Source organism: Streptomyces violaceus, assembly GCF_036014075.1.
GTDB lineage: Bacteria > Actinomycetota > Actinomycetes > Streptomycetales > Streptomycetaceae > Streptomyces > Streptomyces violaceus.
The window spans coordinates 1,900,270-1,926,774 of the sequence record NZ_CP107911.1 but is presented as its reverse complement, the minus strand read 5'-3'; the positions used below and the strand labels follow the sequence as shown (position 1 = coordinate 1,926,774).

The following is a 26,505-nucleotide window of genomic DNA, read 5'->3' as shown; positions in this document are numbered from 1 at the left end:
AGTGTGGAATGTGCGCCGCATGTGAGTCAATGGCGTTCAGAAACCCTCAGCGCACGCACAACTCCCCTGCAATGCCTTGACGTTGACTGGCCGGTAGGTCTACAACTCTCCTCGTCTCACCGGATCCGTGGCGCCGGATCCACCGCGCGGCGCCGTCCGCGCGCCCCGGACCCCCGGTCCCGGACGGGCATCTCGCCGCCCGGTGCGTTCCGCACGGGCTTTCCATCGCCCGAGTCCGATCCTCCACGGCACGGCCGCTTCCTCTGGAGCCGCGCCACCAGCCACCCCCCCGCCCGGTCCGGCCGGAGCCGCGTTCCCGTGCGTGCCTCCGGCCGGTGACCGGTTTGCCGTTGCCGGCCCGTCACGTACGGAGAAGGCGTGACGGGCCGGCAACGGCGCACGCCGACGCGCGTTCCCCCCTCACCCTCGCTTCCGAAAGAGGTACACCCGCATGCGTACACGCACCCTGATCGCCCTCACCGCCACCGTCGCCGCCCTGGGCCTCGCCACCCCCGCCTCGGCGGCCGACACCCCGGTCCTGACCACGACCGACGGTGCGGCCGTCGCGGTCGGCGACGTCCTCGACGCGTCCCTGGCGAGCGGCACCGCCGCCACCTTCTACTCCAGCGCGACCGGCACCAGCGGAATCTCGTGCGCCTCGTCGGCGTTCTCCGCCAAGGTCACCGCCAACCCGGCCGCTCCCGGCACCGCCACCGAGTCCCTCGCCTCACACACCTTCGACACCAGCGGCTGTACCACCAACGTCGTCGGAGTGCTCGGCGTCAGCGGCATCACCGTCGACAACCTGCCCTACGCCACCAGCGTGTCCTCCGACGGCACCGTCTCCGTGACCCCGGGCGCGAGCTCCGCCATCCAGTCCACGGTCAAGCTGCGCACCCTCCTCGGCACCATCACCTGCGTCTACCAGGCCCCCAGCCTGACCGGCACCGCGAGCAACGCCGACCACAGCATCGCCTTCACCAAGCAGCAGTTCACGAAGACGTCCGGTTCGTCGCTGTGCTTCAGTAACGCCTTCTTCACCGCCAAGTACGCCCCGGTGACCAAGGGTGGTGTCGCGATCAACGTCAACTGACCGTCCGTCAGCGGTAGTTCAGCGTCGCCGTAGTCGTACGGCCAGGGCGGCGCCGCCGGTGAGCAACAGCACCGCCGCGGCGCCGCCCGCCAGCATGGGCGTGGAAGGGCCCGGGCCGGAGCCGGAGGTGGCGGCCACCGGCGTGTGGTCGCCCTGCGGCTGCGGGCCGGCGGCGTTCTCCCCCGGCCCTTCCCTTTCCTTCGCCCCCTTGTTGTCTTCCTTCTTGTTCGCCTTCCGCTCCGTCCTCTCCCGGGGCACCGTGTCCTCCGTGTCCTTCTCCGGGAACACCACGTCCGAGCACGAGTAATAGGTGTCCGGTGTACTGCTGTTCTGCCACACCGTGTACAGCACGTGCCGCCCGGTACGGTCGGACGGCAGGGTCGCCTCGAGGCGGTAGGCGCCGTCCGTCAGGGCCGGGTCCGTCACCTCCGCGAACGGCTTCTCGGGCAGGTCGGACCAGGACAGCGGCCCGGCCGGGTCGTAGCCGGGCTTCGTCAGGTACATCCGGAACGTGCCGGTGTGCGGAATCGTCGAGACGTACCGCATGGTCAGCGTCGCGCCGGGCGTCACCCGGGTCGACGGCCAGTCGGCGCGGGCGAGGTCGAGGCCCCGGTAGGCGGGCAACCCGCCGCTGCACAGCTTCCCGTCGGGGACGACCTGCCGGTCCCGGCCGTTCACGTTCGCCAGCCGCAGGTTGTCCCAGGCCGTGAAGGGCGCGCCGTTCGCGGCCACGGCCGCGCGGCACGCCGCCGAGCCGGCGCGATCGCCGCCCTCGGGGGAGCAGGCCACCACCCGGCTCACCGGATCAGTCGGCGCGCCGTGCGCCCCTGCCGGCCCGGCGGCCCACAGTGGCAGCAGCAGCGGGGTCACGAGGGCGGCCGCGAGTGCGGTGCGGTGTGCGGTCGTACGAGGCATCCCTCTGCGTCTCCTCGGCCGGGGCGGCAACGTCGGTAGTGCAGTACGGGAAACCGCCCCGGCGCGTTCACCGCGCACGGCGCGTTCGAAAAGGGCCAGGCGCGCCCAACTGCCCGCCATAGAGGGTGGGTTTCCGGCCCGATCGAGGGTTTCCCCCGTATCCCGATGACCTTCCCTTTGCCTATCGTTCGACCACAGCCGACCCACAGGTAACCCCGAACGGTCCGCTCGCCTTCTCTGCGCCTGGCCGGCCATCGCGTCGCTTTTCGAACCACCCCCCTCCGCTTCGACGACGAAGCGACTCCACCGCCGCTCCGCCCAGCCCGGAGTCAGGCCACGAAAGGCAACGACCGTGCGTACCTCCCCAGAGCTCAGACGGAAGCTGATATCCGTCGCCGTCGTCTCCGCCGCCCTGCTGACCGCCGCCCCCGCCTCGGTCGCCGTCGCCCAGGAGTCCGCACCCCGTCCCGCCGCCGTCCCGGCCGCCCTCACCGAGGCCGCGCCCGGCGCCCCGGCCGAGCGGCTCATCGTCGGCTACAAGTCCGGCGCCGCCGAGGCCAAGTCCAACAAGGCGGCCGCCGCCGACGCCGAGACCAAGGCCGAGAAGACGGGCGAGGACGTCGACTTCCAGCGCCGCCTCGGCACCGGCGCGGCCCTCGTCGAGCTGGGCACCAACCCCACCCGGACGTCCGTCGCCGACGTCGTCGCCCAGTACGAGGCCGACCCGCAGGTCGCCTACGTCGTTCCGGACCGCCTGAACAAGCCGACGGCCGTCACCCCGAACGACACCGACTACAGCAAGCAGTGGGACCTGTTCGAGTCCACCGCGGGCATGAACGTCCCGGCCGCCTGGGACACCACCACCGGCAGCGGCGTCACCGTCGCCGTCATCGACACCGGCTACGTCACCCACTCCGACCTGGCCGCGAACATCGTCGGCGGCTACGACTTCATCTCCGACACCGCCGTCTCCGTCGACGGCAACGGCCGTGACAGCAACCCGGCCGACCCCGGCGACTGGTACAACGCCAACGAGTGCGGCCAGGGCATCCCGGCCTCCGGCTCCTCCTGGCACGGCACCCACGTGGCCGGCACCATCGCCGCCGCCACCAACAACGGCAAGGGCGTCGCCGGCATCGCCTACGGCGCGAAGATCTCCCCGGTCCGCGTCCTCGGCAAGTGCGGCGGCTACGACTCCGACATCATCGACGCCATCACCTGGGCCTCCGGCGGCACGGTCTCCGGCGTTCCCGCCAACACCAACGTCGCCAAGGTCATCAACATGAGCCTCGGCGGGGGCGGCGCCTGCTCCACCGCCACCCAGAGCGCCATCACCGGCGCGGTGAACCGCGGCACCTCGGTCGTCGTCGCGGCCGGCAACGAGAACCAGAACGTCTCCAACTCCTCCCCGGCGAACTGCAACAACGTCATCTCCGTCGCCGCGACCAACCGCGCGGGCAGCCGTGCCTCGTACTCCAACTACGGCTCGCTCGTCGACATCTCCGCCCCCGGCGGCGAGACCCGGACCTCCACCGCCAACGGCATCCTGTCCACGCTGAACTCCGGCACCAAGACGCCGTCGAGCGAGAACTACGCCTACTACCAGGGCACCAGCATGGCCACCCCGCACGTCGCGGGCCTGGCCGCGCTGATGAAGTCGGCCAACTCCGCCCTCACCCCGGCTCAGATCGAGTCGGCCATCAAGGCCAACGCCCGCACCCTGCCCGGCACCTGCTCGGGCGGTTGCGGCGCCGGCCTCGCGGACGCCGCCAAGACGGTCCAGGCCGTCAAGGGCGGTACGTCCACCGGCACGACCTTCTCCAGTACCACCGCCGTCGCCGTCCCGGACAACGGAGCGGCGATCGAGTCGCCGATCAACGTCACCGGCCGCAGCGGCAACGCCCCCTCGGCCCTCCAGGTCGGCGTCGACATCACCCACACCTACCGTGGCGACCTCGTCATCGACCTCGTCGCGCCGGACGGTTCGACGTACCGCCTGAAGTCCGCCGCCTCGGACTCCGCCGACGACGTGAAGACCACCTACACGGTCAACGCGTCGAGCGAGACCGCCAACGGCACCTGGAAGCTGCGCGTCCAGGACACGGCGGCGCAGGACACGGGCACGCTCAACAGCTGGAAGCTGACCTTCTGATTCGCCATCACCAAGCGGGCGGGTCGACCGGTGCGGATGGGGCACCGGCCGGCCCGCCTTTACGTCTGCCCGCACAACTCCCACAGGTAGATACCGAACGCGCTGTTTTCTTTCACCAGTTGCGATTGTTTTGCCGGATGTGCACCCGCACTCCGGCACACTGGTGTGATGAACGCCGTCTGAGGGTGAGTTATCGTGTACGGGGGGTAAAAACAAACGGCATGACCCGTTCATTTCCGTCCCGGGAGAGTTCAGCCGATGGCGAGGCAGTTGCGAGCCGAGCAGACCCGCTCGACGATCATCACAGCCGCCGCTGACCTGTTCGACCGTCGCGGCTACGAATCGACCAGTCTCAGCGACATCGTGGAGCACGCTCAGGTCACCAAGGGTGCCCTGTACTTCCACTTCGCGGCGAAGGAGGATCTCGCCCACGCGATCCTCGAACTCCAGTCGCACACCGCCCGCCGGCTGGCGACGGAGACCGACAACCGCGGCCACACCTCGCTGGAGGCGCTGATGCGCCTCACGTTCGGCATCACCCGCAAGTCCGTCGAGGACCCGGTCCTGCGGGCCGGCCTGCGGCTCGCCACGGGCGGGATCCAGCCGCGGCCGCCGCTGAGTCACCCCTTCACGGAGTGGCTGGACATCGTCACGAACCGGCTCGTCGGCGCGGTCAAGGAATCCGACGTCCACCCGGACATCGATATCGACGTCGTGGCCCACTCCCTGGTCTGTTTCTTCGTCGGCACCCGGGTCGTGGGCCGCTCCCGCGAGCCCGTCGCGCGGCAGCCCCGCAGGACGGCCGAGATGTGGAACATACTCCTCCGCAGCCTGGTCCCGGTGACCCGCCGCGCCCGCTACCTCAGCCTGGCGGCCCGTCTGGAGCGGGAGATCGCGCCGGTCTGACGGGCCCCACCCGGGCATGAGGGCCGCGCGCTACGGTGAGCCGCATGCCCGACACCCCCTCCGCACCCCTGCTCCTCGGCAACCAGCCGGGCTCGTTCCCCCACAGCGTGCTGGCCGAGCGGCACCCCGCGATCATCCGGCAGGTCCGCGAGGCCTTCCCCTACGAATCCGGGCAGCACCGCGCGCTCGACGACCTGCTGGCGAACTGCACCAAGGGCGAGATCGAACCGCTCCCCGCCGACGCGCACGACCGGGACCTCTGGGGGACCTGGGGGCTGCGCGAGTACACCGGCCGCTCCTGGTTCGACGTGCCGTGGCTGTGGTCCGAGAGCTGGTTCTACCGCCGACTGCTCCAGGCCGTCGGCTACTTCGGCCCGGGCCCCTGGCAGGGCATCGACCCCTTCCGCCCCTTCAAACTGGCCGAACTCGACTCCGCCGAGACCGACGAGGAACTGGCCGCGCTCGACGACCTCGCGAACCGGCCCGCCGGTGAACAGGCACAGGCCCTGCTGCACGGCTCCCTCTGGGGCAACCGGGCCGACCTCGGCTTCCGCCTCTCCGCCGAGGGCGCACGGGACGCGGACGCCGCCCCTGGTCTGGTGGCCGACGACAGTGACCGGCTGTGGTCCCTGCTCGGCGGCACAGGCACGGGCACCCTGTGCCTGGTCGCCGACAACGCGGGCCGCGAACTCGTACCCGACCTGCTGCTCATCGCCCACCTCCTGGCCCACGGCCGCATCGGACGGGCGGTCCTGCACGTCAAGCCGTACCCCTACTACGTCTCCGACGCCACCACCGCCGACGTCGTCGACGCACTGCGCCGGCTGACCGGTGCCGGGGGAGCGGCCGCCGACCACGGACGCCACCTGTGGTCCGCCCTGGCTGAAGGCCGCCTCATCCTGCGCGCCCATCCCTTCTCCAGCGCCCCGTTGCCTTACGAGGAGATGCCTGGGGACCTGCGCGCCGAATTCGCCTCGGCCACGCTCACCATCGTCAAGGGCGACCTCAACTACCGCCGCCTGGTGGGCGACCGGCTCTGGTCCCCGACGACTTCCTTCACGGACGTCACCGCGTACTTCCCCGGCCCGGTCGCCGCCCTGCGCACCCTGAAGTCCGACGTGATCACCGGCCTCGACCGCCGTACGGAGGCGGAACTGGTCGCGGCGGAGGATCAGCGCTGGCGCACCAGCGGCACACACGCGCTGATCCAGGTGAGGACGCCAGGGTAGGCCGACCGCTTTCAAAGTTCCCGCGTTCGCTCCCGATTCACGCGATGGTGTGATCATGTCCCGCCCCGTGGATGCCGCCGTGGGGCGCCGGGTAGGGCCCGGCCATGACGCAGCCGTTCGAACTCCCGCACTTCTACATGCCGCACCCCGCGCGGCTGAACCCCCATCTCGACGAGGCCCGCGCCCACTCGTCGCAGTGGGCTCGCGAGATGGGCATGCTGGAGGGATCCGGCGTCTGGGAGCAGGCCGACCTCGACGCGCACGACTACGGCCTGCTCTGCGCCTACACCCACCCCGACTGCGACGGCCCCGCCCTCTCCCTCATCACCGACTGGTACGTCTGGGTCTTCTTCTTCGACGACCACTTCCTGGAGATGTACAAGCGCAGCCAGGACCGCCTCGCCGGCAAGGCCCACCTGGACCGGCTGCCGCTGTTCATGCCGCTGGACCTCTCGACTCCCGTACCGGAACCGGTGAACCCCGTCGAGGCGGGCCTCGCCGATCTGTGGGCGCGCACCGTGCCGAAGATGTCGGAGGGCTGGCGGCGCCGCTTCGCCGTGGCCACCGAGCACCTTCTGAACGAGTCCATGTGGGAGCTGTCCAACATCAACGAGGGGCGGATCTCCAACCCCGTCGAGTACATCGAGATGCGCCGCAAGGTGGGCGGCGCCCCCTGGTCGGCGGGGCTCGTGGAGTACGCGACCGCCGAAGTGCCCGCCGCCGTCGCCGGGTCGAGGCCGCTGAGGGTGCTGATGGAGACGTTCTCCGACGCCGTGCATCTGCGCAACGACCTGTTCTCCTACCAGCGGGAGGTCGAGGACGAGGGCGAGCTCAGCAACGGCGTGCTCGTCCTGGAGACCTTCTTCGGCTGCACCACCCAGGAGGCCGCCGACACCGTCAACGACGTCCTCACCTCCCGCCTCCACCAGTTCGAGCACACGGCGTTCACCGAAGTGCCCGCTGTGGCCCTGGACAAGGGCCTCACCCCGGACGAGGTGGCGGCCGTCGCGGCGTACACGAAGGGGCTGCAGGACTGGCAGTCCGGAGGCCACGAGTGGCACATGCGCTCCAGCCGCTACATGAACGAGAACGCGCGCGGCAGCAAGCCCTGGCCGGGCTGCAGCGGCATGGGCACCTCCGCCGCCGATGTGCGCGCCCTGCTCGCCTCGGCCGGAGCCGAGCGGCTGCGCTCCTACACGCACGTGCCGTACCAGAAGGTCGGGCCGTCCCGGATCCCCGACATCCGCATGCCGTTCCCGCTGGGACTCAGCCCGCACCTCGACAACGCCCGCCGGAATCTGCGCCACTGGGTGGACCGCATGGGCATCCTCGCCGAGGGCGTCTGGGACGAGGACAAACTCAGGGCCTACGACCTCCCGCTCTGCTCGGCGGGCCTCGACCCCGACGCCACACCCGAGGCACTCGACCTCAGCGCGCAGTGGCTCGCCTGGGGCACCTACGGCGACGACTACTACCCGCTGGTCTACGGCCACCGCCGTGACCTGGCCGCCGCCCGGCTGACCACGGCCCGCCTGTCCGACTGCATGCCGGTCGCCGGCGAGCAGGCGCCGGTCCCGGCCAACGCCATGGAGCGCGGCCTGGTCGACCTGTGGCTGCGCACCACCGCGGACATGACGCCCGAGTCGCGGCGCACCCTGAAGGACGCGGTGAACGTCATGACCGAGAGCTGGGTCTGGGAGCTGTCCAACCAGATGCAGAACCGGGTCCCCGACCCGGTCGACTACCTGGAGATGCGCCGCTCGACCTTCGGCTCCGACCTCACCCTCAGCCTGTGCCGGATGGGTCATGGCCCGGCCGTCCCGCCCGAGGTCTACCGCAGCGGCCCGGTCCGCTCCCTGGAGAACGCCGCGATCGACTTCGCGTGCCTGATCAACGACGTCTTCTCGTACCAGAAGGAAATCGAGTACGAGGGCGAGATCCACAACGCGATCCTCGTCGTGCAGTCCTTCTTCGGCTGCGACTACCCGGCCGCGCTCGGCATCGTGCACGACCTCATGAGCCAGCGCATGCGGCAGTTCGAGCACGTGGTCGAGCACGAACTGCCCGTCCTGTACGAGGACTTCCAGCTCTCGAAGGAGGCACGCGCCATCATGGGGGAGTACGTGACGGATCTGCAGAACTGGATGGCGGGCATCCTGAACTGGCACCGCGAGGTGGACCGTTACAAGGCCCACTGGCTGGCCCGGCGCGCCCACGGCTTCCTCCCGGACCGGGCCCCCGCCGTGCCCGTGCCCGCTCTCGGCTGAGGCGGCGTTTTCCGGCCAGATCAACTCGACGTCACCGAGCAGACGGGGCATCAGGCACAGGACCCGCACCGGCCGAACTGACGCCGTACGTCACGCCGCTGCCCGTCCGCCCGTCCTGCGACCCGCCTCCGGCGACGTCCTGCGCGAGACCGAGATCGCCCTGCGCCCGGCCTGGGTGCGCCTGCACCCGCAGCTCCCGCTGACCCTGATGTGGGGCTACGACGGTCAGGTGCCGGCCCGACCATCGGGGTCCGGTCGACCACTGCGGGGCCCACGGCGGCCACGGGGAGGGACACACGGGCTGACGGATCGCTCGCCTCGCACCGTGCCCGGCACGTCGGGCGCGGTGCGAGCCGTGCCCTGGTTCAGGCCTCAGTGGCAGGCCCCATGGCCCCCACCGGTGCCGGTCAGTCTCACTCGTTCGTGGCTCGTCGCGTGCCGAGGTGCCGGGTAGAGCACCAGCCGTGATCGTTCCGCGTCCGCCGGAGGCGATCGGCACCATCCGGAGGCGAGCCATGGAACAGACCGCGCTGCGACCCAAGCCGATGCCTGGTCAGGAACCCGACGCGGCGGCGCCGGCCACCGAGGCCGGTCCGGCCCGGCCGCGCCCGCGCGTCGCCCGGCGGCGCGGCCGGAGGCTCGTCAAAGCGCTGTTCGCCGCCTTCCTGGGTGCGCTGCTCGTCCTCTCCGGGATCGGCCTCGGGGCGGTGGGCGCCACGGTGGCTGGCACGGGCGGAGTCCTCGACCCGCGAGGGTGGCACAAGCCGTCGCCCCCGGGCCCCTCGCCGTCCGCCGCCGCGCCCGTGCCCGCAGCCGTGACCCTCGGCGTGCAGGTCATGGACGCCGGGAAGCCGGGAGCCCTGGTCGTCGGGATCCATGTCCCCGGCCCGGGACACGCGGCGGGCCTGGAGCGCGGCGACCTGCTCCTCGTCTTCGGTACGACCCGCATCGACACGGCCGCCGACCTGGCCCGAGTCGTCGCCCGTGCCCGGCCCGGCGTCGAGGTCCGGCTGACGGTGCGGCACCGCGGCGGCTACCAGCAGCTGACGGTCGTACCTGCCCTCGTCACGTGACCACCCGGAAGTGGCTCGTGAGCCGTCCCGTGTCGTCCAGGACATGGAAGGCGAGTCCGGGCGGCGCGTCCCGGTCCGCGACCTGATCGCCCTCCCAGGGCAGCCGCAGCGTCCACGTCACTCCGGGGCCGACGACCAGCGGCCGCCCCGCGAACGAGGTGGCGGCGGGGGTGTGGGCGTGGCCGGTGATCAGTCCGGCGATCTCGGGCCGGCGTGCCAGCAGGGCGGCCAGCCGGTCGGCGTGACGCAGTCGGAAGGAGTCGGGCAGCGGATGATGCAATGCCACCGGCGGGTGGTGGAAGGCGAGCAGGGCCGGAAGGCCGCCGTCGAGTTCGTCCAGGGTCGCCTCGATCCAGTCGTACGTCTCCTCGTCCAGCTCCCCGTCGTCGCTCCCCGGGACGCTGGAATCGCACATCAGAACGGCGCCGTCGTCGAAGACCTGCACGCTGTTGACCGGCCCCTCGGCCCCGGGCAGGCCCAGCAGCGCCTTGCGGTAGGGCGCGCGGCTGTCGTGGTTGCCCGGGCAGGTCAGCACGGGGAACGGGGCGTCGCCGTCGCGCAGCCCCAGCAGGCGGGCCGCCTCCTCGTACTCGGGCTCCGTGCCGTGGTCAGCGATGTCCCCGGTCACCAGCAGCGCGTCGACATGACCCGGCAGTTCCCGCAACCGGTCGCGGACACGCTCGGCACGCTCCGTCGCCCGCGCGCTCCCGTCCAGATGCAGATCGCTGATGTGTGCCAGTACGAGCACGGCCGCACGCCCCCTCGTTCGAACGAGTGATGGATGCCCATTAATGGGTGTAGCGAATCTAAGCATTAGATCTAACGGTTCGGAAATACCTTGCCGTTAGCAGTGATGCTCAGGTGAAGTGCGCAGACGGCTCGCGCCGCCCTCTCCGGCCGGGCAGGATGTCTGCCCGTAGCCCCTTCGCCCGTCCTGGGAGGCCCGGATGACCGCAAGCACGGCCGCGTCCTTCACCGCCGACGACTACAGGGCCCGCATGGACCGCGCCGCGCGGACGGCCGCCGAGGCCGGTCTCGCGGGCCTGCTGGTGGCCCCCGGACCGGACCTGGTGTGGCTCACCGGGTACACGCCCCCGGCGGTGACCGAACGACTCACCCTGCTGGTCCTCGCCGCCGGACAGGACCCCGTCCTCGTCGTCCCCGCCTTGGAGGCCCCGGACGCGCACAAGGCGGCCGGAGCGTCCGCCCTGACCCTGCGCGACTGGACCGACGGCAAGGATCCCTACGCCGCCACCGCCGCCCTGCTCGACGCCTCGGGCCGGTTCGGCATCAGCGACAACGCCTGGGCGCTGCACCTGCTGGCGTTGCGGCAGGCCATGCCCGGCAGCTCCTACACCTCGCTCACCGAGGCCCTGCCGATGCTGCGCGCCGTCAAGGACGCGGCCGAACTGGAGCTCATGGCGGCCGCGGGAGCCGCCGCCGACGCGACGTTCGAGGAGATCCGGAACGTCCCGTTCGCCGGCCGCCGGGAATCCGAGGTGGCCGCGGACCTCGACCGGCACCTGCGCCGGCACGGACACGAGCAGGTCGACTTCACCATCGTCGCCTCCGGCCCGAACGGCGCCAACCCGCACCACGAGGCCGGCGACCGCGTCATCGAACGCGGTGACATGGTCGTCCTCGACTTCGGCGGCCTGCGGGACGGCTACGGCTCCGACACCTCCCGCACGGTCCACGTCGGCGAACCCACCGACGAGGAACGCCGCGTGCACGACATCGTGCGCGCGGCCCAGGAGGCCGGCTTTGGCGCCGTGCGGCCGGGGGCCGCCTGCCAGGACGTCGACCGGGCCGCCCGCGCGGTCATCGCCGACGCCGGCTACGGCGAGTACTTCATCCACCGCACCGGACACGGCATCGGCGTCACCACCCACGAACCGCCATACATGATCGAGGGCGAGCCGCAGCCCCTCGTGCCCGGCATGTGCTTCTCCGTGGAACCGGGCATCTACCTGCCGGGCCGGTTCGGCGTGCGCATCGAGGACATCGTGACCGTCACCGAGGACGGCGGGCGGCGCCTGAACACCACCTCCCGCGAGCTGGTCATAGTGGAGTGACGCCACCATGTCCCCACCACGCCTCCCGAACGGCAACGGCGCGATCATGACCCAGGCACCGACACCCACCGCGGACACCGTCCGCCGGCTGGTCCTGTCCCTCCTCAAGGACGGAAAGGACACCAGGCAGGGCGGGGAAGGCACCGGCCCCGACGTCCGGCCCGCCACCCAGGGCGCCGAACCGGCCACCTGGTGGGTCGGCACCCGCCATGTGCTGCGCCTCGCCCCCGACCGAGAGGCCACCGTGCGCCAGCGCCGCGAACTGCGCCTGCGCGACCTCGTCCGCCCGCACATCCCGGTGGCGGTGCCGGCCAGCGTGGCGCACGGCGAGTGGGCGGCCGGGCTGACCTACACGCTGGACACCAAGGTGCCGGGCGGCTCGGGGCAGGAGCACGACGTGTCCGCCGTGGGCGAGGCCGACCTCGCGGCGCTGCTCACAGGGCTGCGCGAGGTGCCGGTCCGGCAGGCCGAGACCCTCGGTGTGCCGCGCGCCGCGCCGCGCTCCCTGGAGGCGCTGCGCCGGGCCGCCGTACGCGCCGCCGAACGCTGCGCCGACGCCGACGAGTTCGACGCCGCACGTCTGAACCAGCTCACGCAGTCCGCCGCGGCCCAGCTCGCCGCCCAGTCCGGCTCGGCGGTCCTCACCCACCACGCCCTCACCGGCGGCCACCTCGTGGTCAGCGCCGACGGCCGGGTGCGCGGCGTCCTCGGCTGGGCCGGCGCGGTCGTCGGCGACCCGGCCGAGGACATCGCGGGCCTCGCGCTCGCCGTCGGCTCACCCGCCGCCGTACGCGCCGCCACCCTCGCCGGCTACGGCGCCCGGCCCTGTCTGCGCGGCCTGTGGCTCGCCCGCTGCGACACCGTCGTCCACCTCGCCGAGGCCCTCACCGGCGGGGACGTGGGCCGGCTCGGCGTGTCGCGGACGCAGCTGCGCCACGCCTGGGAGCCGATCCTGCTGGAACGCGTGACGGACCTGCGCGAGACGGACGACGACGCCCTGTAGCCGAGCGCCGTCGCGGGTGCGTCACCCCTGCAACAGCACCACGCCCGACTCCCCGGGCAGCCGCACCACCCCGTCGGCCCCGGGCGTCTCGACCGGCTCCCACGCGGCCAGCACGCGCGCGTGCGGCACGCCGAGCGACAGCGCCGCCGGCTCCCGCGCCAGGTTCACCGCCACGAGGACGTCCCCGCGCCGGAAGGCGATCCAGCGGCGCTGCTCGTCGCAGGCCACCTTGGTGTCGGCGAGATCGGGGTCGGTCAGGTCGGGCTGCTCGTGGCGCAGCGCGAGGAGCCGCCGGTACCAGGCCAGCACGCGCGCGTGGGGCTCGCGTTCCGGTTCGGACCAGTCGAGGCAGGAGCGGTCCCGGGTGGCCGGATCCTGCGGGTCGGGCACGTCCTCCTCCTTCCAGCCGTGCGCCGCGAACTCCCGCCGCCTGCCCTGCCGTACGGCGTCGGCGAGCTCCGGGTCGGTGTGGTCGGTGAAGAACTGCCAGGGCGTGCCGGCCGCCCACTCCTCGCCCATGAAGAGCATCGGCGTGAACGGCGCCGTCAGCGTCAGCGTCGCCGCACAGGCCAGCAGCCCGGGCGAGAGCAGGGCCGAAAGCCGGTCCCCCTGGGCGCGGTTGCCGACCTGGTCGTGGGTCTGGCTGTAGCCGAGGAGCCGGTGTCCGGCCACGCGGGTGCGGTCCAGGGGGCGCCCGTGGTGCCGCTCGCGGAAGCTCGAGTACGTCCCGTCGTGGAACCAGCCGCCGCTGAGGGTCTTGGCGAGCCCGCCGAGGGGAGCGCGCGCGAAGTCGGCGTAGTAGCCCTGCGACTCGCCGGTCAGCGTGGTGTGCAGGGCGTGGTGGAAGTCGTCGTTCCACTGCGCGTGCAGCCCGAGGCCGCCCCCGGCGCGGGAGGTGATGAGCCGCGGGTCGTTCAGATCCGACTCGGCGACCAGGAACAGCGGCCGGTCCACCTCGGCGGCCAGAGCGTCCACGGCCGAGGACAGTTCCTCCAGGAAGTGCTGCGCGCGCGTGTCCACCAGCGCGTGCACCGCGTCCAGGCGCAGCCCGTCGATCCGGTAGTCGCGCAGCCACGCCAGCGCGCTGCCGACGAGGAACGCGCGCACCTCGTCCGACCCGGGCGCGTCCAGGTTGACCGCGGCGCCCCAGGGCGTGTGGTGCGTGTCCGTGAGGTACGGCCCGAAGACGGGCAGGTAGTTGCCGGACGGACCGAAGTGGTTGTGCACCACGTCGAGGACCACGCCCAGGCCGAGTTCGTGGGCCCGGTCGACGAAGCGTTTCAGCGCCTCGGGCCCGCCGTACGGCTCGTGCACCGCCCACAGCGACACGCCCTCGTACCCCCAGCCGTGCGTGCCCGGGAAAGGGCACAGCGGCATCAGCTGCACATGCGTGACGCCCAGTTCGGCGAGATGGCCGAGCCGCTCGGCGGCGGCGTCCAGAGTGCCCTCGCGCGTGTACGTCCCCACATGCAGCTCGTACAGCACCGCGCCGGGCAGCGGCCGCCCCGGCCACCGCGCGCGCCACGCGTACCGCTCGTGGTCGACGACCGCGCTCAGCCCGTCCGGGCCGTCCGGCTGCCGCCGTGAGCGCGGATCGGGCAGCACGGGCCCGTCGTCCAGCGCGAAGCCGTACCGGGACCCGTCGCGCGCCTCCGCCTCGCCCCGCCACCACCCCGGCCGTTCCGGATCGCGCTCCAACGCACGCGTGACCTCGTCGCACCGGAGCGTCACACGGCCGGCCTGTGGTGCCCACACCTCGAACTGCACGGACGGTTCCCCTTCGTCTGCTCACCGTGATGTAGCCCGTCCATGGTGCGTCAAACGCGATCAATCCGCTGGCGCATCCTCCCTTTTGCGGCGGGTGTCGCCGGGTACGCGCGCGGGGCGGCCGTTTTCCCGTTTTCTGGACAGCCCGGCCGCGCTGCCCGACAATCACCAGCGTGACGTCGTCCTTCGAGTTCAACACGTACCCCGCGCGGCTCTCCGACGTGGAGCGTGACAGGGCGCTGAAGGTGCTCCGTGAGGGCGTCGCCGTGGGCCGCCTGTCCCACGACACGTTCGTCCGTCGCATGGAACTGGCGCTGGCCGCCCGCCGCCCGGACGAGCTCGCCGTGCTCACCGCCGACCTGCCCACGGAGAGCCGGCTCTCCCGGATGGTGTTCGGCACCGTCGAGGCGGTCTCCGGGTTCACCGTGCGGCTGCGCCGGGCCTGGCGGGCCGAGCGGCTGCCCAAACTGCTGCTGCCCCACCCGGCGCACGGCCATCCGCTGCGCATAGGCCGCGACCCCGCCAGCGGGCTGCGCCTCAGCCACGAGACCGTCTCCCGCGTGCACGCCGAACTCCGCCACCAGGGCGGCATGTGGGTCCTGCGCGACCTCGGCTCCACCAACGGCACGACGGTGAACGGCCGGCGGGTCGTCGGCGCGGCTCTCGTCCGCGAGGGCGACCAGGTCGGCTTCGGGCAGATGACGTTCCGGCTGACCGGAGTCCGGCCGGCGTCCGGCTGACCTGAAACCGAGGCGCCTTTCGGCGCCGGCCTGGGAGTTGTCGGCCGACGGTCCGTCATGGGTGGCTCAAATCCCGTTGCCGTCCATGGTGTTGACGTACCCCTGAAGTCGTGACTCACTGTGCTTACGCCATCTACACCTGGTGAACCGACGGCACCGCATTGGGGAGGTGTGCCCTGCCGCCCCTCCCGCGCTACCCGACCGTCGACGAACTGGGCGCCCGGGCCGCCGCCCTCGTCGCCCGCCACCCCCGTGACGCCCGGCTGCGCCGGATCGGCACGTCCCGCGCGGGCACCCCCATGTGGCTGCTCTCCGTCGGCCACGGCAGCCGCCAGGCCCTCGTCGTCGCCGGCCCGCACGCCAACGAACCCGTGGGCGGCGCCACCGTGCTGCGCCTGGCCGAGCGCGTGCTGGCCGACGCGCGGCACACCGAGGGCGCCGACGCCACCTGGAACCTGCTGCTGTGCCTGGACCCGGACGGGCTGCGCCGCAACGAGGGCTGGCTCACCGGCCCGTACACCCTCGGCCAGTACTTCCGGAACTTCTTCCGGCCCGGCTTCCTGGAACAGCCCGAATGGCTGCCCGACGGCGCGGCAGGCGCCGCCCTGCCCGAGACCCGTGCGCTGCTCGACGTCCAGGACGAACTGCGCCCGTTCCTCCAGTGCTCCCTGCACGGCGTGGACATCGGCGGCGGCTTCGTCGAGCTCACCCGCGACCTGCCCGGCCTCGCCCCGCGCCTCGCCCACATCGCCGCCCGGCTCGGCGTCCCCCGCGAACTCGGCGCGTACGACGCCCTGTACTGGCCGGGCCTCGGACCCGCCGTCTACCGGATCCCGCCGCCGCGCCGGGCCGGCCTCGCCGCGGCCATCACGGAGGCGGCCGTCGAGTCGACGTGGTTCCACCCGCACCGCCACGGCACCGTCACCGCGGTCGTCGAGGCGCCCATGTGGGGCGTGGCGGCCGTGTCGGACGGCTCCCCGCCCGCCGACCGGGACACGGTGCTGAGGGCCGTCAGCCGCGCCCTGCGCCACGACACGGGGCTCCTGCGGCACCTCCTGGCCCGGATCCGCCCGCACCTCGCCGTCGTGCCCGACGCGGCGCGCCTGCTCGCCCCGGTCGACGACTATTTACTGGTCTGCCCCGGCCTCGCCGACGCCTGGGACCCCGAGACCGGCGACGGCGCGGCCCACCCCCTCCCGCCCCTGAGCACCGCCCACCTGGCCGCCCTGCGCATCTCCGGGCGACGGCTGGTGCTGCGCACCGCGGGGCTGCTGCACCAGCTCGTGCGGGCGGCGGGCCGCGACCCGGCCGGGGCCCTGCCGGAGCTGGACCGGCTGATCGACGAGCGGTGCGCCGACTACCGCGACGGCTGCGGAGCGCGCTGGATCCCGGTGGCACGCCAGGCGGAGTACCAGACACGCGTGGTGCTCTCCGCCTTCGAACTGGCCGCGCGGCACACGCGCGTGCGCTCGGGTCCGGGGCCGGACTCGGGTTCCGGCTCGGGTGCGGCTGAGCCGGGGTGGGAGGCCGGCGCGGCGGTGCCGATGCAGCGGGACTGAACGCCGCAGGGCCTACGACGCCCCCTCGCGCGCGTGCAGCGCCGCCGCGACCACCGTGCGGGACTGGTGCTCGACCTGGTGCTCCAAAGGGACCCAGCGGGCACGGAACCGTTCCGCGAAAGCGTCGCTCCAGGTCGCGACGAGCTCCTCGAGCTGATTGGCCGCCCCTTCGTCGGTCCCGCGCAGCACCCGCAGCAGCATGGCCGCCGCCCGCAGCGGCACCCGCCGCACGAACGCGTCCACGCTGCCGACGTACGCCATGGTGCGGTCCGCGGGCGGGGTGTGGACCAGGTCGGCGGCCAGCCCCGGCACCAGCTCCAGACCCCACTTGGCGGCCCGCAGTAACGGCCCGTCCAGGTCCGCCAGCCGGGGCAGCGCGCCGTCGAGTACGCGCGTCACCTCCAGCGCGTCGCGTTGCAGCCGGCGCGCGAGCCGGCCGATCGCCGCCGCCGGAGCCGGATGCGGAGCCGGGTCGTCCACCAGGTCGCTCGCCCACATCGGCACCTCGACCACCGCGGTCAGTCCGCCGTACCGATGGGCGTGGAACCAGGTGCTGTGCCGTGCGTCGTCCGGCAGGCTCGGGTACGCCGGGCCGACCCCGGGCGCGGGCATCACATGCACTCCCGGCCCGGAGGCGGGCCAGCCCGCGGCGTCCGAGGCACCGGTCTCCACCGGGATGTGCAGCTCCGCCGCGGACTTGGCGAACGGCTCGGCCAGCCCGGGCACGTCCTTCGTCAGCTGCACCCAGCTGCCGCCCAGATCCGTGCCGTGCAGGGTCACCTGGAGGTAGGGCCGCAGCTCGTCGATGACGCCGGTCAGGGCCAGGGTCTCGGGCGGCAGCCGGTCGGGCGGCAGCACGGACGGCGCCCACTCCGGCTGCTCCGGGCCCGCGGGACGGAAGAAGCCGAGGTGGTAGTCGAACAGGCTGCGCGGCGCCGGTGTCACATGCAGGCTCGCCCCGTCGGGGTCCGCGCACAGCAGGAAGTGCCAGGACATGCCGTCCCGCAACTCCCGCTGCGCCAGCACCCGCCGGGCGAGCGCGAGCAGGGTGCAGGAGCCGGTCGGCTCGTTGGCGTGGGCGCCGGCGACCACCAGTACGGCTCGGCGGGCGCGGCCCACGGACAGCAGGTGCAGAGGTCTGCCGGCCCGCGAGGCACCCACCTGCCGCAGGGTGCACACTCCGGGGCGGTGAGCGGCCAGCGCCCGGGCAGCAGAGACCAGCTCGGTCACCGTTGGGTAGCGCAGCTCCGGCAGGACACTCACCCCCGTCACATCCGCCCGAGTTCGCAGTCGCAGTACCCCACGGCCATGGTGCGGTGTCAAGGGCGCGGCCGGGGAGGCTCCAGGGGGCGCCCGGAAGCACTGACGGCGGGTGTGCGGCAGGCGCCACGGGCGGTGTGCCGGCGCTGCTGGTGGTGTGGCGTCAGGGGCGCGGTGTCACTGCTGGTGGAGGCCGCGTCCGGCCAGGGTCAGGAACACCTCGCCGACCGCCTCCGACAGGGTCGGGTGCGGGTGGACGTGCCGGGCCACGTCGGACGGCTCGGCGTCCCAGCCGACGACCAGCTGACTCTCGGCGATCATCTCCGACACGTGCGGGCCCACCAGGTGCACGCCCAGCACGCGCCCGCCGCCGGCCTCCGTGACGACCTTCACCATGCCGCCCTGCCCGTGCACCATGCCCTTCGCGACGGCGGTCAGCGGCATGCTGTTGGCCTCCACCTCGTGCCCACGCGCGCGTGCCTCGGCCTCGCTCAGCCCCACGGCCGCGGTCTGCGGCGACGAGTACGTGACGCGGGGCACGGCCGCGTAGTCCACGGGCAGGGACGGCACACCGGCCAGCGTCTCGGCCACCAGCAGCCCTTCCGCGAAGGACGCGTGGGCCAGTCCGAGCGACGGCGGCGGCAGCAGGTCACCCACGACGTGGACGCCGGGCACGGCCGTCTCCAGCCGGTCCCAGTCGGCCGGTACGACGAATCCCCGCTCGTCCGTGGCGAGGCCCGCGGCGGCCACGTCCAGGCCGTCGGTGACCGGGGCCCGCCCGACCGCGACCAGCAGCCGCTCGGCCTCTACCGTGACGGTCTCGCCGCGGGCGGTGCGCACGCGTGCGCGTATGCCGCCGTCGAGGACCTCGGCGTCCAGGAGCCTGGCGCCGGCCCGGACGTCGATGCCGCGCTTCTTCAGACCGCGGGTCAGATGACGGCTCACGTCGGCGTCCTCCAGCGGGACGATCCGGTCGGCGGCCTCGACCAGGGTGACCTCCGCGCCCAGGGAACGGTGGAACGAGGCGTACTCCACGCCGATCGCGCCGCCCCCGAGCACCAGCACGGACGCCGGGAGCCCGGGCGCGAAGAGGGCGTCGTCGCTCGTCACCACACGCCGGCCGTCCGGCTCGAGCCCCGGGAGCGTGCGCGGGCGTGAGCCGGTCGCGAGCACGAGGCCGCGGCGGGCGGTGAAGTCCTGCGCGCCTTGGTCCGTGCCATCGCCCTCGACCCGCACCGAACGCGGCCCCGTCAGCCGGGCGCTGCCCCTCACCACCCGCACGCCCGCGTGCGCGAGATGGGCTTCCACCCCCCGGTGGTTGCGGGCCACGATGTCGTCCCGCGTGGCCACCAGCGCCGGCCAGTCGACGGCGTCCAGGGTCGCCTTCACACCCCAGCGCTCGCGTGCCTCGGCGATGCCGTCGACGAGTTCGGCCGCGTGCAGCATCGCCTTGCTCGGGATGCAGCCGCGGTGCAGACACGTCCCGCCGACCTTGTCCCGCTCGACGAGCACGACGTCGAGACCGAGGGCGGCGGCACGCAGGGCGGTGCTGTAACCGCCGGTGCCGCCGCCGATGACGATGACGTCCGATGAGTTGACGTCCGATGAGTTCATGCCCTCAGCCTCCGCCCGCCCCTTGCCATGCGTCCAAGGCAATGTTCTTGTGGAATCGATGCAGGGCGTTTATGGGAGGGGTCTTGAGCCTGCGGCAGATGGAGTACTTCGTGACCGTCGTCGAGGAGGCGTCCTTCACCCGCGCGGCCGAGCTGCTCCATGTGTCGCAGCCCGCGCTCTCCCACCAGATCAAGGCCCTGGAACGCTCCGTCGGCGGTGCGCTCCTGGAGCGCCTGCCGCGCGGCGTGCGCCTGACGCCGATGGGACGGGCCTTCCTGCCGCACGCCGAGCTCGCCGTGCGCAGCGCCGTCCAGGCCCGCCGCGCGGCCCGCGCCGCCGCCGGCGCCGAGGGCGGAGAACTGCACATCGCCGCCGTGCACTCCGTCGCGGTCGGTGTCCTCCCGGACGTGTTCGCCCGCTGGCGCGCCGCCCACCCGCGCGTCCTGCTGCACCTCCACGAGTACGCCTCCTCCGAGGCTTTGGAGGAACAGGTCGAGCGGGGCACGGCCGACCTCGCCGTCGGCCCGGCGCCCGCCGACTGGCCCGGCACCGTCGTGCCGGTGGGCGAGGAGGACATCGTCCTGGTCGTGCCCTTCGACGACCGCTTCGCCGGCCGGACGACGGTGACGCTGCCCGAACTCGCCGACCGCCCCTGGGTGCGCTGCGCCATGGAACCCGTCGTCCAGGGCGAACGCTTCCTCGACCGGGCCTGCGACCGGGCCGGATTCACCCCGCGCACCGCCGTGTTCACCGAGCACAGCTCCACGGCGGTGCGGATGGCCGCCGCCGGGGTCGGCGTCTGCGCCGTGCCCTCCCACCTCGTACGCGACGCGGTCGGTGAGGACTGTGCCGTCCTGTCCCACGACCCGCCCTGGAAGCGCACGCTGACGGTCTTCTCCCGCGTAGCACCGACCGGCGCGGCGGCGGCCTTCATCGACCTGCTGCGCTCGGCCTGGCCCTACCCAGGCGTGGCTCCCGCCGCACCGCTGCGCGCGTACGAGGACTGCCCCGAGGACGGCCCGGCGGCCGCCTGAGCGAGGCGCTGGGGGCAGGCGCGGGCCCGCGCGCGTGCGGCGCCGCGCCGCAGCGCGCCTCCAAAGCCGCCCCAGTGCCCGGCCACGCGTCTGTGCCGCGCTGCCGTGCCCGGCGCGCCCGCATGCCGTGCCGCGATCAGCCCCGCCTCAATCGCCCACCCTCTCGAGCAATGCCACCGGCAGCCCCACGAAAAGCTCCTCCACGCGTGCGTGCCCCGTGAACTCACGCCCCGGCCGCAGCACATCCGCCCAGCGCCCCGGCGGCAGTGGCAGCCGTGTGTCCCGCCAGCCGCCCGCCTCCGCCAGCCGCAGGGACAGCCGCGTCACGGCCGTGACCACCTCGCCGGAGCGGACGAACGCCGCACAGTGCGCCGCCGCAGGGCCCTCGGCGGTCAGCGGCGCGTACGTCGCCGTGTCGCCGAAGGCGCCGGGCCGCCGCCCCCGCAGCCCCAGCGTCGCCCGCGTCACCGCGGCCTTCTCGCCGGAGGTGCCACCGGACTCCTCGGGTGGGAAGCCCACCGCCCGCCGGTTGTCGGGATCGACCAGCGCCCGGTACTCGGCCTCCGTGCCCTGGTAGACGTCCGGAACGCCCGGCATCGTCAGCTGGACCAGGGCCGTGCCCAGCACGTTCGCCCGGATGTGCGCCTCCAGCGACTCCCGGAACTCGGCGATCCGCTCGCCCGGCGCCCCGCACGGCCCGGCCGCCACGAACAGCGCCACCGCCTCCTCGTAGGGCGGCTCCTGCTCGGTCCAGCTCGTGTACATGCCCGCCTCGCGCACATGCTTGAGCAACGCCCCCCGCACCCGCTCCGGCGACCCCGGCTCCGGGCCCAGCCCGAACACCGTCTGCCAGGCCGCCCACGCCAGTTGCGCGTCCGGCACACCCTCGCCGGTGCGCGTCACCTCGGCGAGGACGTCCGCCCAGCGGTCCGGGCACTCGGTGAGCACGTTCAGCGCCGCCCGGACATCGCCACTGCGCTTGGTGTCGTGCGTCGAGGCCACCGTCCCGCTCACCGGCCAGTCGCGCTGCACGCGCGCGCAGTACGCGTGGAACTCCTGCGGCGACAGCGCCGGGGAGCCCGGATTCCCGCCCACCTCGGTCGCCGACAGCAGCGGCACGTACCGGTAGAACGCCGTGTCCTCCACCGACTTCGCCCGCAGGGCGGACGCGGTCTGCGCGAACCGGGTCCGGAACTCCACCTGCGCGGGCCCGTCGCCGTACCGCCCCAGCATCAGGTCCCGTACGACGTCCACAGCGCCGGCCTCCTCGGGCACGGCGAAAGCTTGCCGGGCCTCGGCCGCGGCGTCCTCGGTGACCACGGACGCGGCGTCGGCCGACTCGTAGGGCCGGTAGACGTCCATGCGCACCAGGAGCTCCTGAAGCGCCGTGCGCAGCGCCCAGGGCGCGCGGTCGCGCAGGGCGGGCTCGGGCGAGGTCGCGCACAGCCGGACCGCCACCCGGGTCAGCCGGTCCATCTCCGTGGCCAGCTCGTGCGTGAGGACCTTGTACGCCGCCCGCCGCACCGTCGCCTCCCACTGCCCGCCCCGGTCCGTCTGCGGGGCCGCGAACCGCCGGTACTGCCCCAGGAGGTCCCCGAACCCGGCCGGGTCCGTGAAGAGCCCGTCCACGTGCCGCAGGGCGTCGTAGCCGGTGGTCCCGGCGACGGGCCAGGACGCCGGCAGCTGCTCACCGTCGGCCAGGATCTTCTCCACGACCGTCCAGCGGCCGCCCGTCGCCTCGTGCAGCGTCCGGAGGTAGCCGTCGGGGTCGGCGAGACCGTCGGGATGGTCGACGCGCAGCCCGTCGATCACGCCCTCGTGCAGCAGCCGGAGGATCTTGCCGTGGGTGGCCTCGAACACCTCGGGGTCCTCCACCCGCACCCCGATCAGCTCCGAGATGCTGAAGAACCGCCGGTAGTTGAGCTCGGTCCGGGCCAGCCGCCACCACGCCGGGCGGTACCACTGGGCGTCCAGCAGATGCGGCAGCGGCAGGTCCTCGGTGCCCTCGCGCAGCGGGAACACATGGTCGTAGTAGCGCAGGACGTCACCGTCGACGCGCAGTTCCCCGAGCACCTCGCCCAGCGGCCCGCCGAGCACCGGCAGCAGCACCTGGCCGTCCTGCGCCTCCCAGTCGATGTCGAACCATCGCGCGTACGGCGACTTGGGGCCCTCGCGCAGCACCTCCCACAGGGCGCGGTTGTGGCGCGGGGCCATGGCCATGTGGTTCGGGACGATGTCCACCACCAGGCCGAGCCCGTGCTCACGCGCCGTGCGGGCCAGCGCCCGCAGCCCCTCCTCGCCGCCCAGCTCATCACGCACGCGCGCGTGGTCGACGACGTCGTAGCCGTGCGTCGAGCCCGGCACCGCCTCCAGGACGGGGGACAGGTGCAGATGCGAGACGCCGAGCGAGGCCAGGTACGGCACGACGTCCGCCGCGGCCCCGAAGGGGAACTCGGGCTGCAGCTGCAGCCGGTACGTGGCCGTGGGCACCACCGGGTCAGGTCGCTCAGGTGTCATGAACCCTACGTACCCGCCCCGCCGCCGTTCGTGTCATCGCCCGCGCCAGGTGCGCCGCGCGTCGCCCGGACGAGTGGCCCTGTCCGGACGACGCGGCGGCGTTCCCAGGCGAGACGGCAGGGGCGGCTACACGGGCCGCTGGAGCACCGTGAGGCTCCGGTCCGTCAGGGTCAGCCGGTCCCCGGCCTGCACCTTCTCGCCGGCGTCCGGCGGAACACCGTCCGCGCGGGCGGTGTCGACCACGACCTGCCACTGCCGCCCGTGGTCGACCGGCACCACGAACTCCAGCGCCTTCGGCGAGGCGTTGAACATCAGCAGGAACGAGTCGTCGGAGATGCGCTCCCCGCGCGCGCCCGGCTCCGAGATCGCGTTGCCGTTGAGGAACACCGTCAGCGCCGACGCCCGCGCCGAGTCCCAGTCCCGCTGGGTCATCTCCCGGCCCTCCGGAGTGAACCAGGCGATGTCGGACAGGTCGTCGTGCGTGCCCTCCACGGGCCGCCCGTGGAAGAAGCGCCGCCTGCGGAAGACCGGATGGTCCCTGCGCAGCCAGACCATCGCGCGGGTGAAGGCCAGCAGCTCCCGGCTAAGGCGCCCCTCGCTGTATTCGCTGTCCTCGCCGTCCTGGCTCTCCTCGCCCTCCTGAGGCCACTCGACCCAGGCCAGTTCGTTGTCCTGGCAGTACGCGTTGTTGTTGCCGCGCTGGGTGCGGGCGAACTCGTCGCCGTGGCTGATCATGGGCACGCCCTGGGACAGCATCAGCGTCGCGATGAAGTTCCGCATCTGCCGGGCCCGCAGCCGCAGCACGTCCGGGTCGTCGGTCTCGCCCTCGGCGCCACAGTTCCAGGACCGGTTGTGGCTCTCGCCGTCCCGGTTGTCCTCGCCGTTGGCCTCGTTGCGCTTGTCGTTGTACGCCACCAGGTCGTGCAGCGTGAAGCCGTCGTGGCAGGTCACGAAGTTGATGGAGGCCAGCGGGCGCCGCCCGTCGTCCTGGTACAGGTCGGACGAGCCGGTCAGCCGTGAGGCGAACTCCGCGAGCGTGCGCTGCTCGCCCCGCCACAGGTCGCGCACCGTGTCCCGGTACATGCCGTTCCACTCGGTCCACAGCGGCGGGAAATTGCCCACCTGGTAGCCGCCCTCGCCCACGTCCCACGGCTCGGCGATCAGCTTCACCTGGGACACCACCGGGTCCTGCTGCACCAGGTCGAAGAACGAGGACAGCCGGTCCACCTCGTGGAACTGCCGGGCCAGCGTCGCGGCCAGGTCGAAGCGGAACCCGTCGACGTGCATCTCCGTCACCCAGTACCGCAGCGAGTCCATGATCAACTGGAGTACGTGCGGGGACCGCATGAGCAGGGAGTTTCCCGTCCCTGTCGTGTCCATGTAGTAGCGGGGGTCGTCCGTCAGCCGGTAGTAGCGCGAGTTGTCGAGGCCCTTGAAGGAGAGCGTCGGGCCCAGGTGGTTGCCCTCGGCGGTGTGGTTGTAGACCACGTCGAGGATCACCTCGATCCCGGCCTCGTGCAGCGCCTTTACCGCCGACTTGAACTCCAGGACCTGCTGGCCGCGGTCGCCCCAGGACGCGTAGGCGTTGTGCGGGGCGAAGAAGCCGATCGTGTTGTAGCCCCAGTAGTTGTTCAGGCCCATGTCGACCAGGCGGTGATCGTTCACGAACTGGTGGACGGGCATCAGCTCCAGGGCCGTGACCCCGAGCTCGGTGAGGTGCTCGATGACCGCCGGGTGCGCGAGGGCCGCGTAGGTGCCGCGCAGCTCCTCCGGCAGGCCCGGGTGCCGCATGGTGAGGCCCTTGACGTGGGCCTCGTAGAGCACGGTGTGGTGGTACTCGGTGCGCGGGAGCCGGTCGTCGCCCCAGTCGAAGTACGGGTTGACCACGACCGACGTCATCGTGTGCGGCGCCGAGTCCAGGTCGTTGCGCTGGTCGGGCTCGTCGAAGTGGTAGCCGTACACCTCCTCGCCCCAGCCGATCGAACCGCTGATCGCACGCGCGTACGGGTCGAGCAGCAGCTTCGCGGAGTTGCAGCGCAGCCCGCGCTCAGGGGCGTACGGGCCGTGTACCCGGAACCCGTACCGCTGCCCCGGCATGATGCCCGGCACGTACGCGTGCCGTACGAACGCGTCGCTCTCCCGGAGCTCGATCGCCGTCTCCGAGCCGTCGTCGTGCAGCAGACACAGCTCTACTCGGTCCGCGGCCTCCGAGAACACCGCGAAGTTGGTACCGGCGCCGTCGTACGTGGCACCGAGTGGATACGCCTCTCCAGGCCAGACCTGCATGGATACGACTCTTTCAGGTGTGTGGCGCCGGTGGGGACGCCTTGGCCCCGAGTCTCCCCGAAAGTGAGGGAACCTCCTATGACTTATGTCCCTCTTACCCGGTGACCAGTGCATACGCGGAATGCCGAACCAATGGGGCAAGAACGTACTCCCGAGGCCGTTGGGGGAGTAGGGGGAAGATGTGCGCAATGTAGTGCATCGCCACCTGGGCAAGGTGGTGGCCGGTACGGCCATCGCCGTGGCCGGGACAGCCGTGATGGTGGGGATCACCCTGCCGGGCACGGCGGGGGCGGACGACACGGGGACCAGGGCGGGGCAGGCGGGGCAGTCCGTGCGGCAGGAGGCGGGCCGGTCCGTGGCGCCGGGGGTGGTGGAGGAGGCGCCCGCCGAAGGGGAGAAGGGCACGGGCCGCGATCCGCTGACCGACGACGAGATGGAGCGGGTCGCGAAGATCGCCCTGAACCGGCAGCTGCTCCAGGGCAGTGAGAGCGTCGACGGGGAGCGCGGCCCGCAGCGTCTCGGCGTCGACCTCGCCGAACCGGAGGCCGACGAGGTCGGCGACCCAAGCGCGCCGCGGCGCGCCGACGTGACGTTCTACGACTACCGGGACGACACCCTCGTCACCAGGACCGTCGACCTCGGCACCGGGAAGGTGGTGCGGACCGGCAGCCGGCGCGGTGTCCAGCCGCCCCTGAGCGGCGACGAGAAGGCCGAGGCGGCCAGGCTGCTGATCGCCGACCCGCTCGGCGCGGGCCTCAAGGCCGACTACCGGGACGCCACCGGCAAGGAGCTCACCTCCCCGGACCAGCTGCAGCTCAGCGGCGCCGTCTACCGGGCCGCGCCGGGCGCCCAGCCGGACGTGCTCGACCGCTGCGGCGAGCACCGCTGCGTCCGGCTGTTCCCGAAGATCAAGAACGGGCCCTGGGTCGACGCGAGGTCGATCGTGATCGACCTGAGCGCCCGCAAGGCAGCCAGGCTCGACCGCTGACCCGCTCGCCTCGCTCTTACTGTCACT

19 protein-coding genes are annotated in these 26,505 nt (G+C 72.7%); 12 read left to right on the top strand and 7 right to left on the bottom strand.

Annotated features, from left to right (window positions below):
- Positions 1–451 precede the first annotated feature (451 nt).
- On the top strand, positions 452–1,093 hold the full coding sequence (locus tag OG542_RS08645; protein ID WP_328409631.1) for a Tat pathway signal sequence domain protein: 642 nt from the start codon (positions 452–454) through the stop codon (positions 1,091–1,093).
- A gap of 18 nt (positions 1,094–1,111) precedes the next feature.
- Here the strand turns inward: OG542_RS08645 and OG542_RS08640 are convergent, their stop codons facing one another.
- Positions 1,112–2,008, bottom strand: coding sequence for a lytic polysaccharide monooxygenase (locus OG542_RS08640; protein WP_328409629.1), 897 nt, complete (start codon positions 2,006–2,008; stop codon positions 1,112–1,114).
- Between the two features lie 352 nt (positions 2,009–2,360).
- Between OG542_RS08640 and OG542_RS08635 the strand changes: the two genes are divergently transcribed.
- The 5 genes from OG542_RS08635 to OG542_RS08615 all read left to right on the top strand — a co-directional run bounded on the left by OG542_RS08635 (position 2,361) and on the right by OG542_RS08615 (position 9,635).
- Positions 2,361–4,160: a S8 family peptidase gene (locus OG542_RS08635; RefSeq protein ID WP_328409627.1), complete on the top strand. Its 1,800-nt coding sequence runs from the start codon at positions 2,361–2,363 to the stop codon at positions 4,158–4,160.
- A gap of 258 nt (positions 4,161–4,418) precedes the next feature.
- On the top strand, positions 4,419–5,066 hold the full coding sequence (locus OG542_RS08630; RefSeq protein WP_328409625.1) for a ScbR family autoregulator-binding transcription factor: 648 nt from the start codon (positions 4,419–4,421) through the stop codon (positions 5,064–5,066).
- Between the two features lie 44 nt (positions 5,067–5,110).
- Positions 5,111–6,295: a damage-control phosphatase ARMT1 family protein gene (locus OG542_RS08625; RefSeq protein WP_328409623.1), complete on the top strand. Its 1,185-nt coding sequence runs from the start codon at positions 5,111–5,113 to the stop codon at positions 6,293–6,295.
- 104 nt (positions 6,296–6,399) lie between these two features.
- Positions 6,400–8,562 carry a germacradienol/geosmin synthase Cyc2 gene (gene cyc2 / locus OG542_RS08620; RefSeq protein WP_328409621.1) on the top strand — a complete coding sequence of 721 codons (2,163 nt, stop codon included), beginning with the start codon at positions 6,400–6,402 and terminating at the stop codon, positions 8,560–8,562.
- Positions 8,563–9,077: 515 nt separating this feature from the next.
- Positions 9,078–9,635, top strand: a complete 558-nt coding sequence (locus OG542_RS08615; RefSeq protein WP_328409619.1) for a PDZ domain-containing protein — start codon at positions 9,078–9,080, stop codon at positions 9,633–9,635.
- Here OG542_RS08615 and OG542_RS08610 read toward each other — a convergent pair.
- Positions 9,628–10,383 carry a phosphodiesterase gene (locus OG542_RS08610; protein ID WP_328409617.1) on the bottom strand — a complete coding sequence of 252 codons (756 nt, stop codon included), beginning with the start codon at positions 10,381–10,383 and terminating at the stop codon, positions 9,628–9,630. The genes OG542_RS08615 and OG542_RS08610 overlap by 8 nt on opposite strands.
- Positions 10,384–10,582: 199 nt before the next feature.
- On the opposite strand from OG542_RS08610, the gene OG542_RS08605 reads away from it, so the two are divergent.
- Together OG542_RS08605 and OG542_RS08600 are read left to right on the top strand one after the other, a co-directional pair.
- A complete protein-coding gene (locus OG542_RS08605) occupies positions 10,583–11,710 on the top strand; it encodes an aminopeptidase P family protein (RefSeq protein ID WP_328409615.1) in 1,128 nt (375 codons plus the stop codon).
- A 46-nt stretch (positions 11,711–11,756) separates the two neighbouring features.
- Positions 11,757–12,713 (top strand): aminoglycoside phosphotransferase family protein, encoded by a 957-nt coding sequence (locus OG542_RS08600; protein WP_328417838.1) that lies wholly within the window; start codon positions 11,757–11,759, stop codon positions 12,711–12,713.
- A gap of 21 nt (positions 12,714–12,734) precedes the next feature.
- On the opposite strand, the gene treZ is transcribed toward OG542_RS08600, so the two are convergent.
- Positions 12,735–14,480: a malto-oligosyltrehalose trehalohydrolase gene (gene treZ / locus OG542_RS08595; RefSeq protein WP_328409613.1), complete on the bottom strand. Its 1,746-nt coding sequence runs from the start codon at positions 14,478–14,480 to the stop codon at positions 12,735–12,737.
- A gap of 173 nt (positions 14,481–14,653) precedes the next feature.
- On the opposite strand from treZ, the gene OG542_RS08590 reads away from it, so the two are divergent.
- Complete coding sequence (locus OG542_RS08590) at positions 14,654–15,220, top strand: FHA domain-containing protein (RefSeq protein ID WP_328409611.1); 567 nt, start codon at positions 14,654–14,656, stop codon at positions 15,218–15,220.
- Positions 15,221–15,381: 161 nt separating this feature from the next.
- Positions 15,382–16,779 carry a M14 family zinc carboxypeptidase gene (locus tag OG542_RS08585; RefSeq protein ID WP_328409609.1) on the top strand — a complete coding sequence of 466 codons (1,398 nt, stop codon included), beginning with the start codon at positions 15,382–15,384 and terminating at the stop codon, positions 16,777–16,779.
- A 12-nt stretch (positions 16,780–16,791) separates the two neighbouring features.
- Here the strand turns inward: OG542_RS08585 and OG542_RS08580 are convergent, their stop codons facing one another.
- A complete protein-coding gene (locus OG542_RS08580; RefSeq protein WP_328409607.1) occupies positions 16,792–18,042 on the bottom strand; it encodes a M14 family zinc carboxypeptidase in 1,251 nt (416 codons plus the stop codon).
- 174 nt (positions 18,043–18,216) lie between these two features.
- Complete coding sequence (gene lpdA / locus OG542_RS08575) at positions 18,217–19,653, bottom strand: dihydrolipoyl dehydrogenase (protein WP_328409605.1); 1,437 nt, start codon at positions 19,651–19,653, stop codon at positions 18,217–18,219.
- Positions 19,654–19,736: 83 nt separating this feature from the next.
- Between lpdA and OG542_RS08570 the strand changes: the two genes are divergently transcribed.
- On the top strand, positions 19,737–20,687 hold the full coding sequence (locus tag OG542_RS08570; RefSeq protein ID WP_328409603.1) for a LysR family transcriptional regulator: 951 nt from the start codon (positions 19,737–19,739) through the stop codon (positions 20,685–20,687).
- A 147-nt stretch (positions 20,688–20,834) separates the two neighbouring features.
- Here OG542_RS08570 and treY read toward each other — a convergent pair whose 3' ends face one another.
- Positions 20,835–23,204, bottom strand: a complete 2,370-nt coding sequence (gene treY / locus OG542_RS08565; RefSeq protein ID WP_328409601.1) for a malto-oligosyltrehalose synthase — start codon at positions 23,202–23,204, stop codon at positions 20,835–20,837.
- 126 nt (positions 23,205–23,330) lie between these two features.
- A complete protein-coding gene (gene glgX / locus OG542_RS08560; RefSeq protein ID WP_328409599.1) occupies positions 23,331–25,490 on the bottom strand; it encodes a glycogen debranching protein GlgX in 2,160 nt (719 codons plus the stop codon).
- A gap of 181 nt (positions 25,491–25,671) precedes the next feature.
- Between glgX and OG542_RS08555 the strand changes: the two genes are divergently transcribed.
- Positions 25,672–26,478 (top strand): Tat pathway signal sequence domain protein, encoded by an 807-nt coding sequence (locus tag OG542_RS08555; protein ID WP_328409597.1) that lies wholly within the window; start codon positions 25,672–25,674, stop codon positions 26,476–26,478.
- The last annotated feature ends 27 nt before the right edge of the window (positions 26,479–26,505 follow it).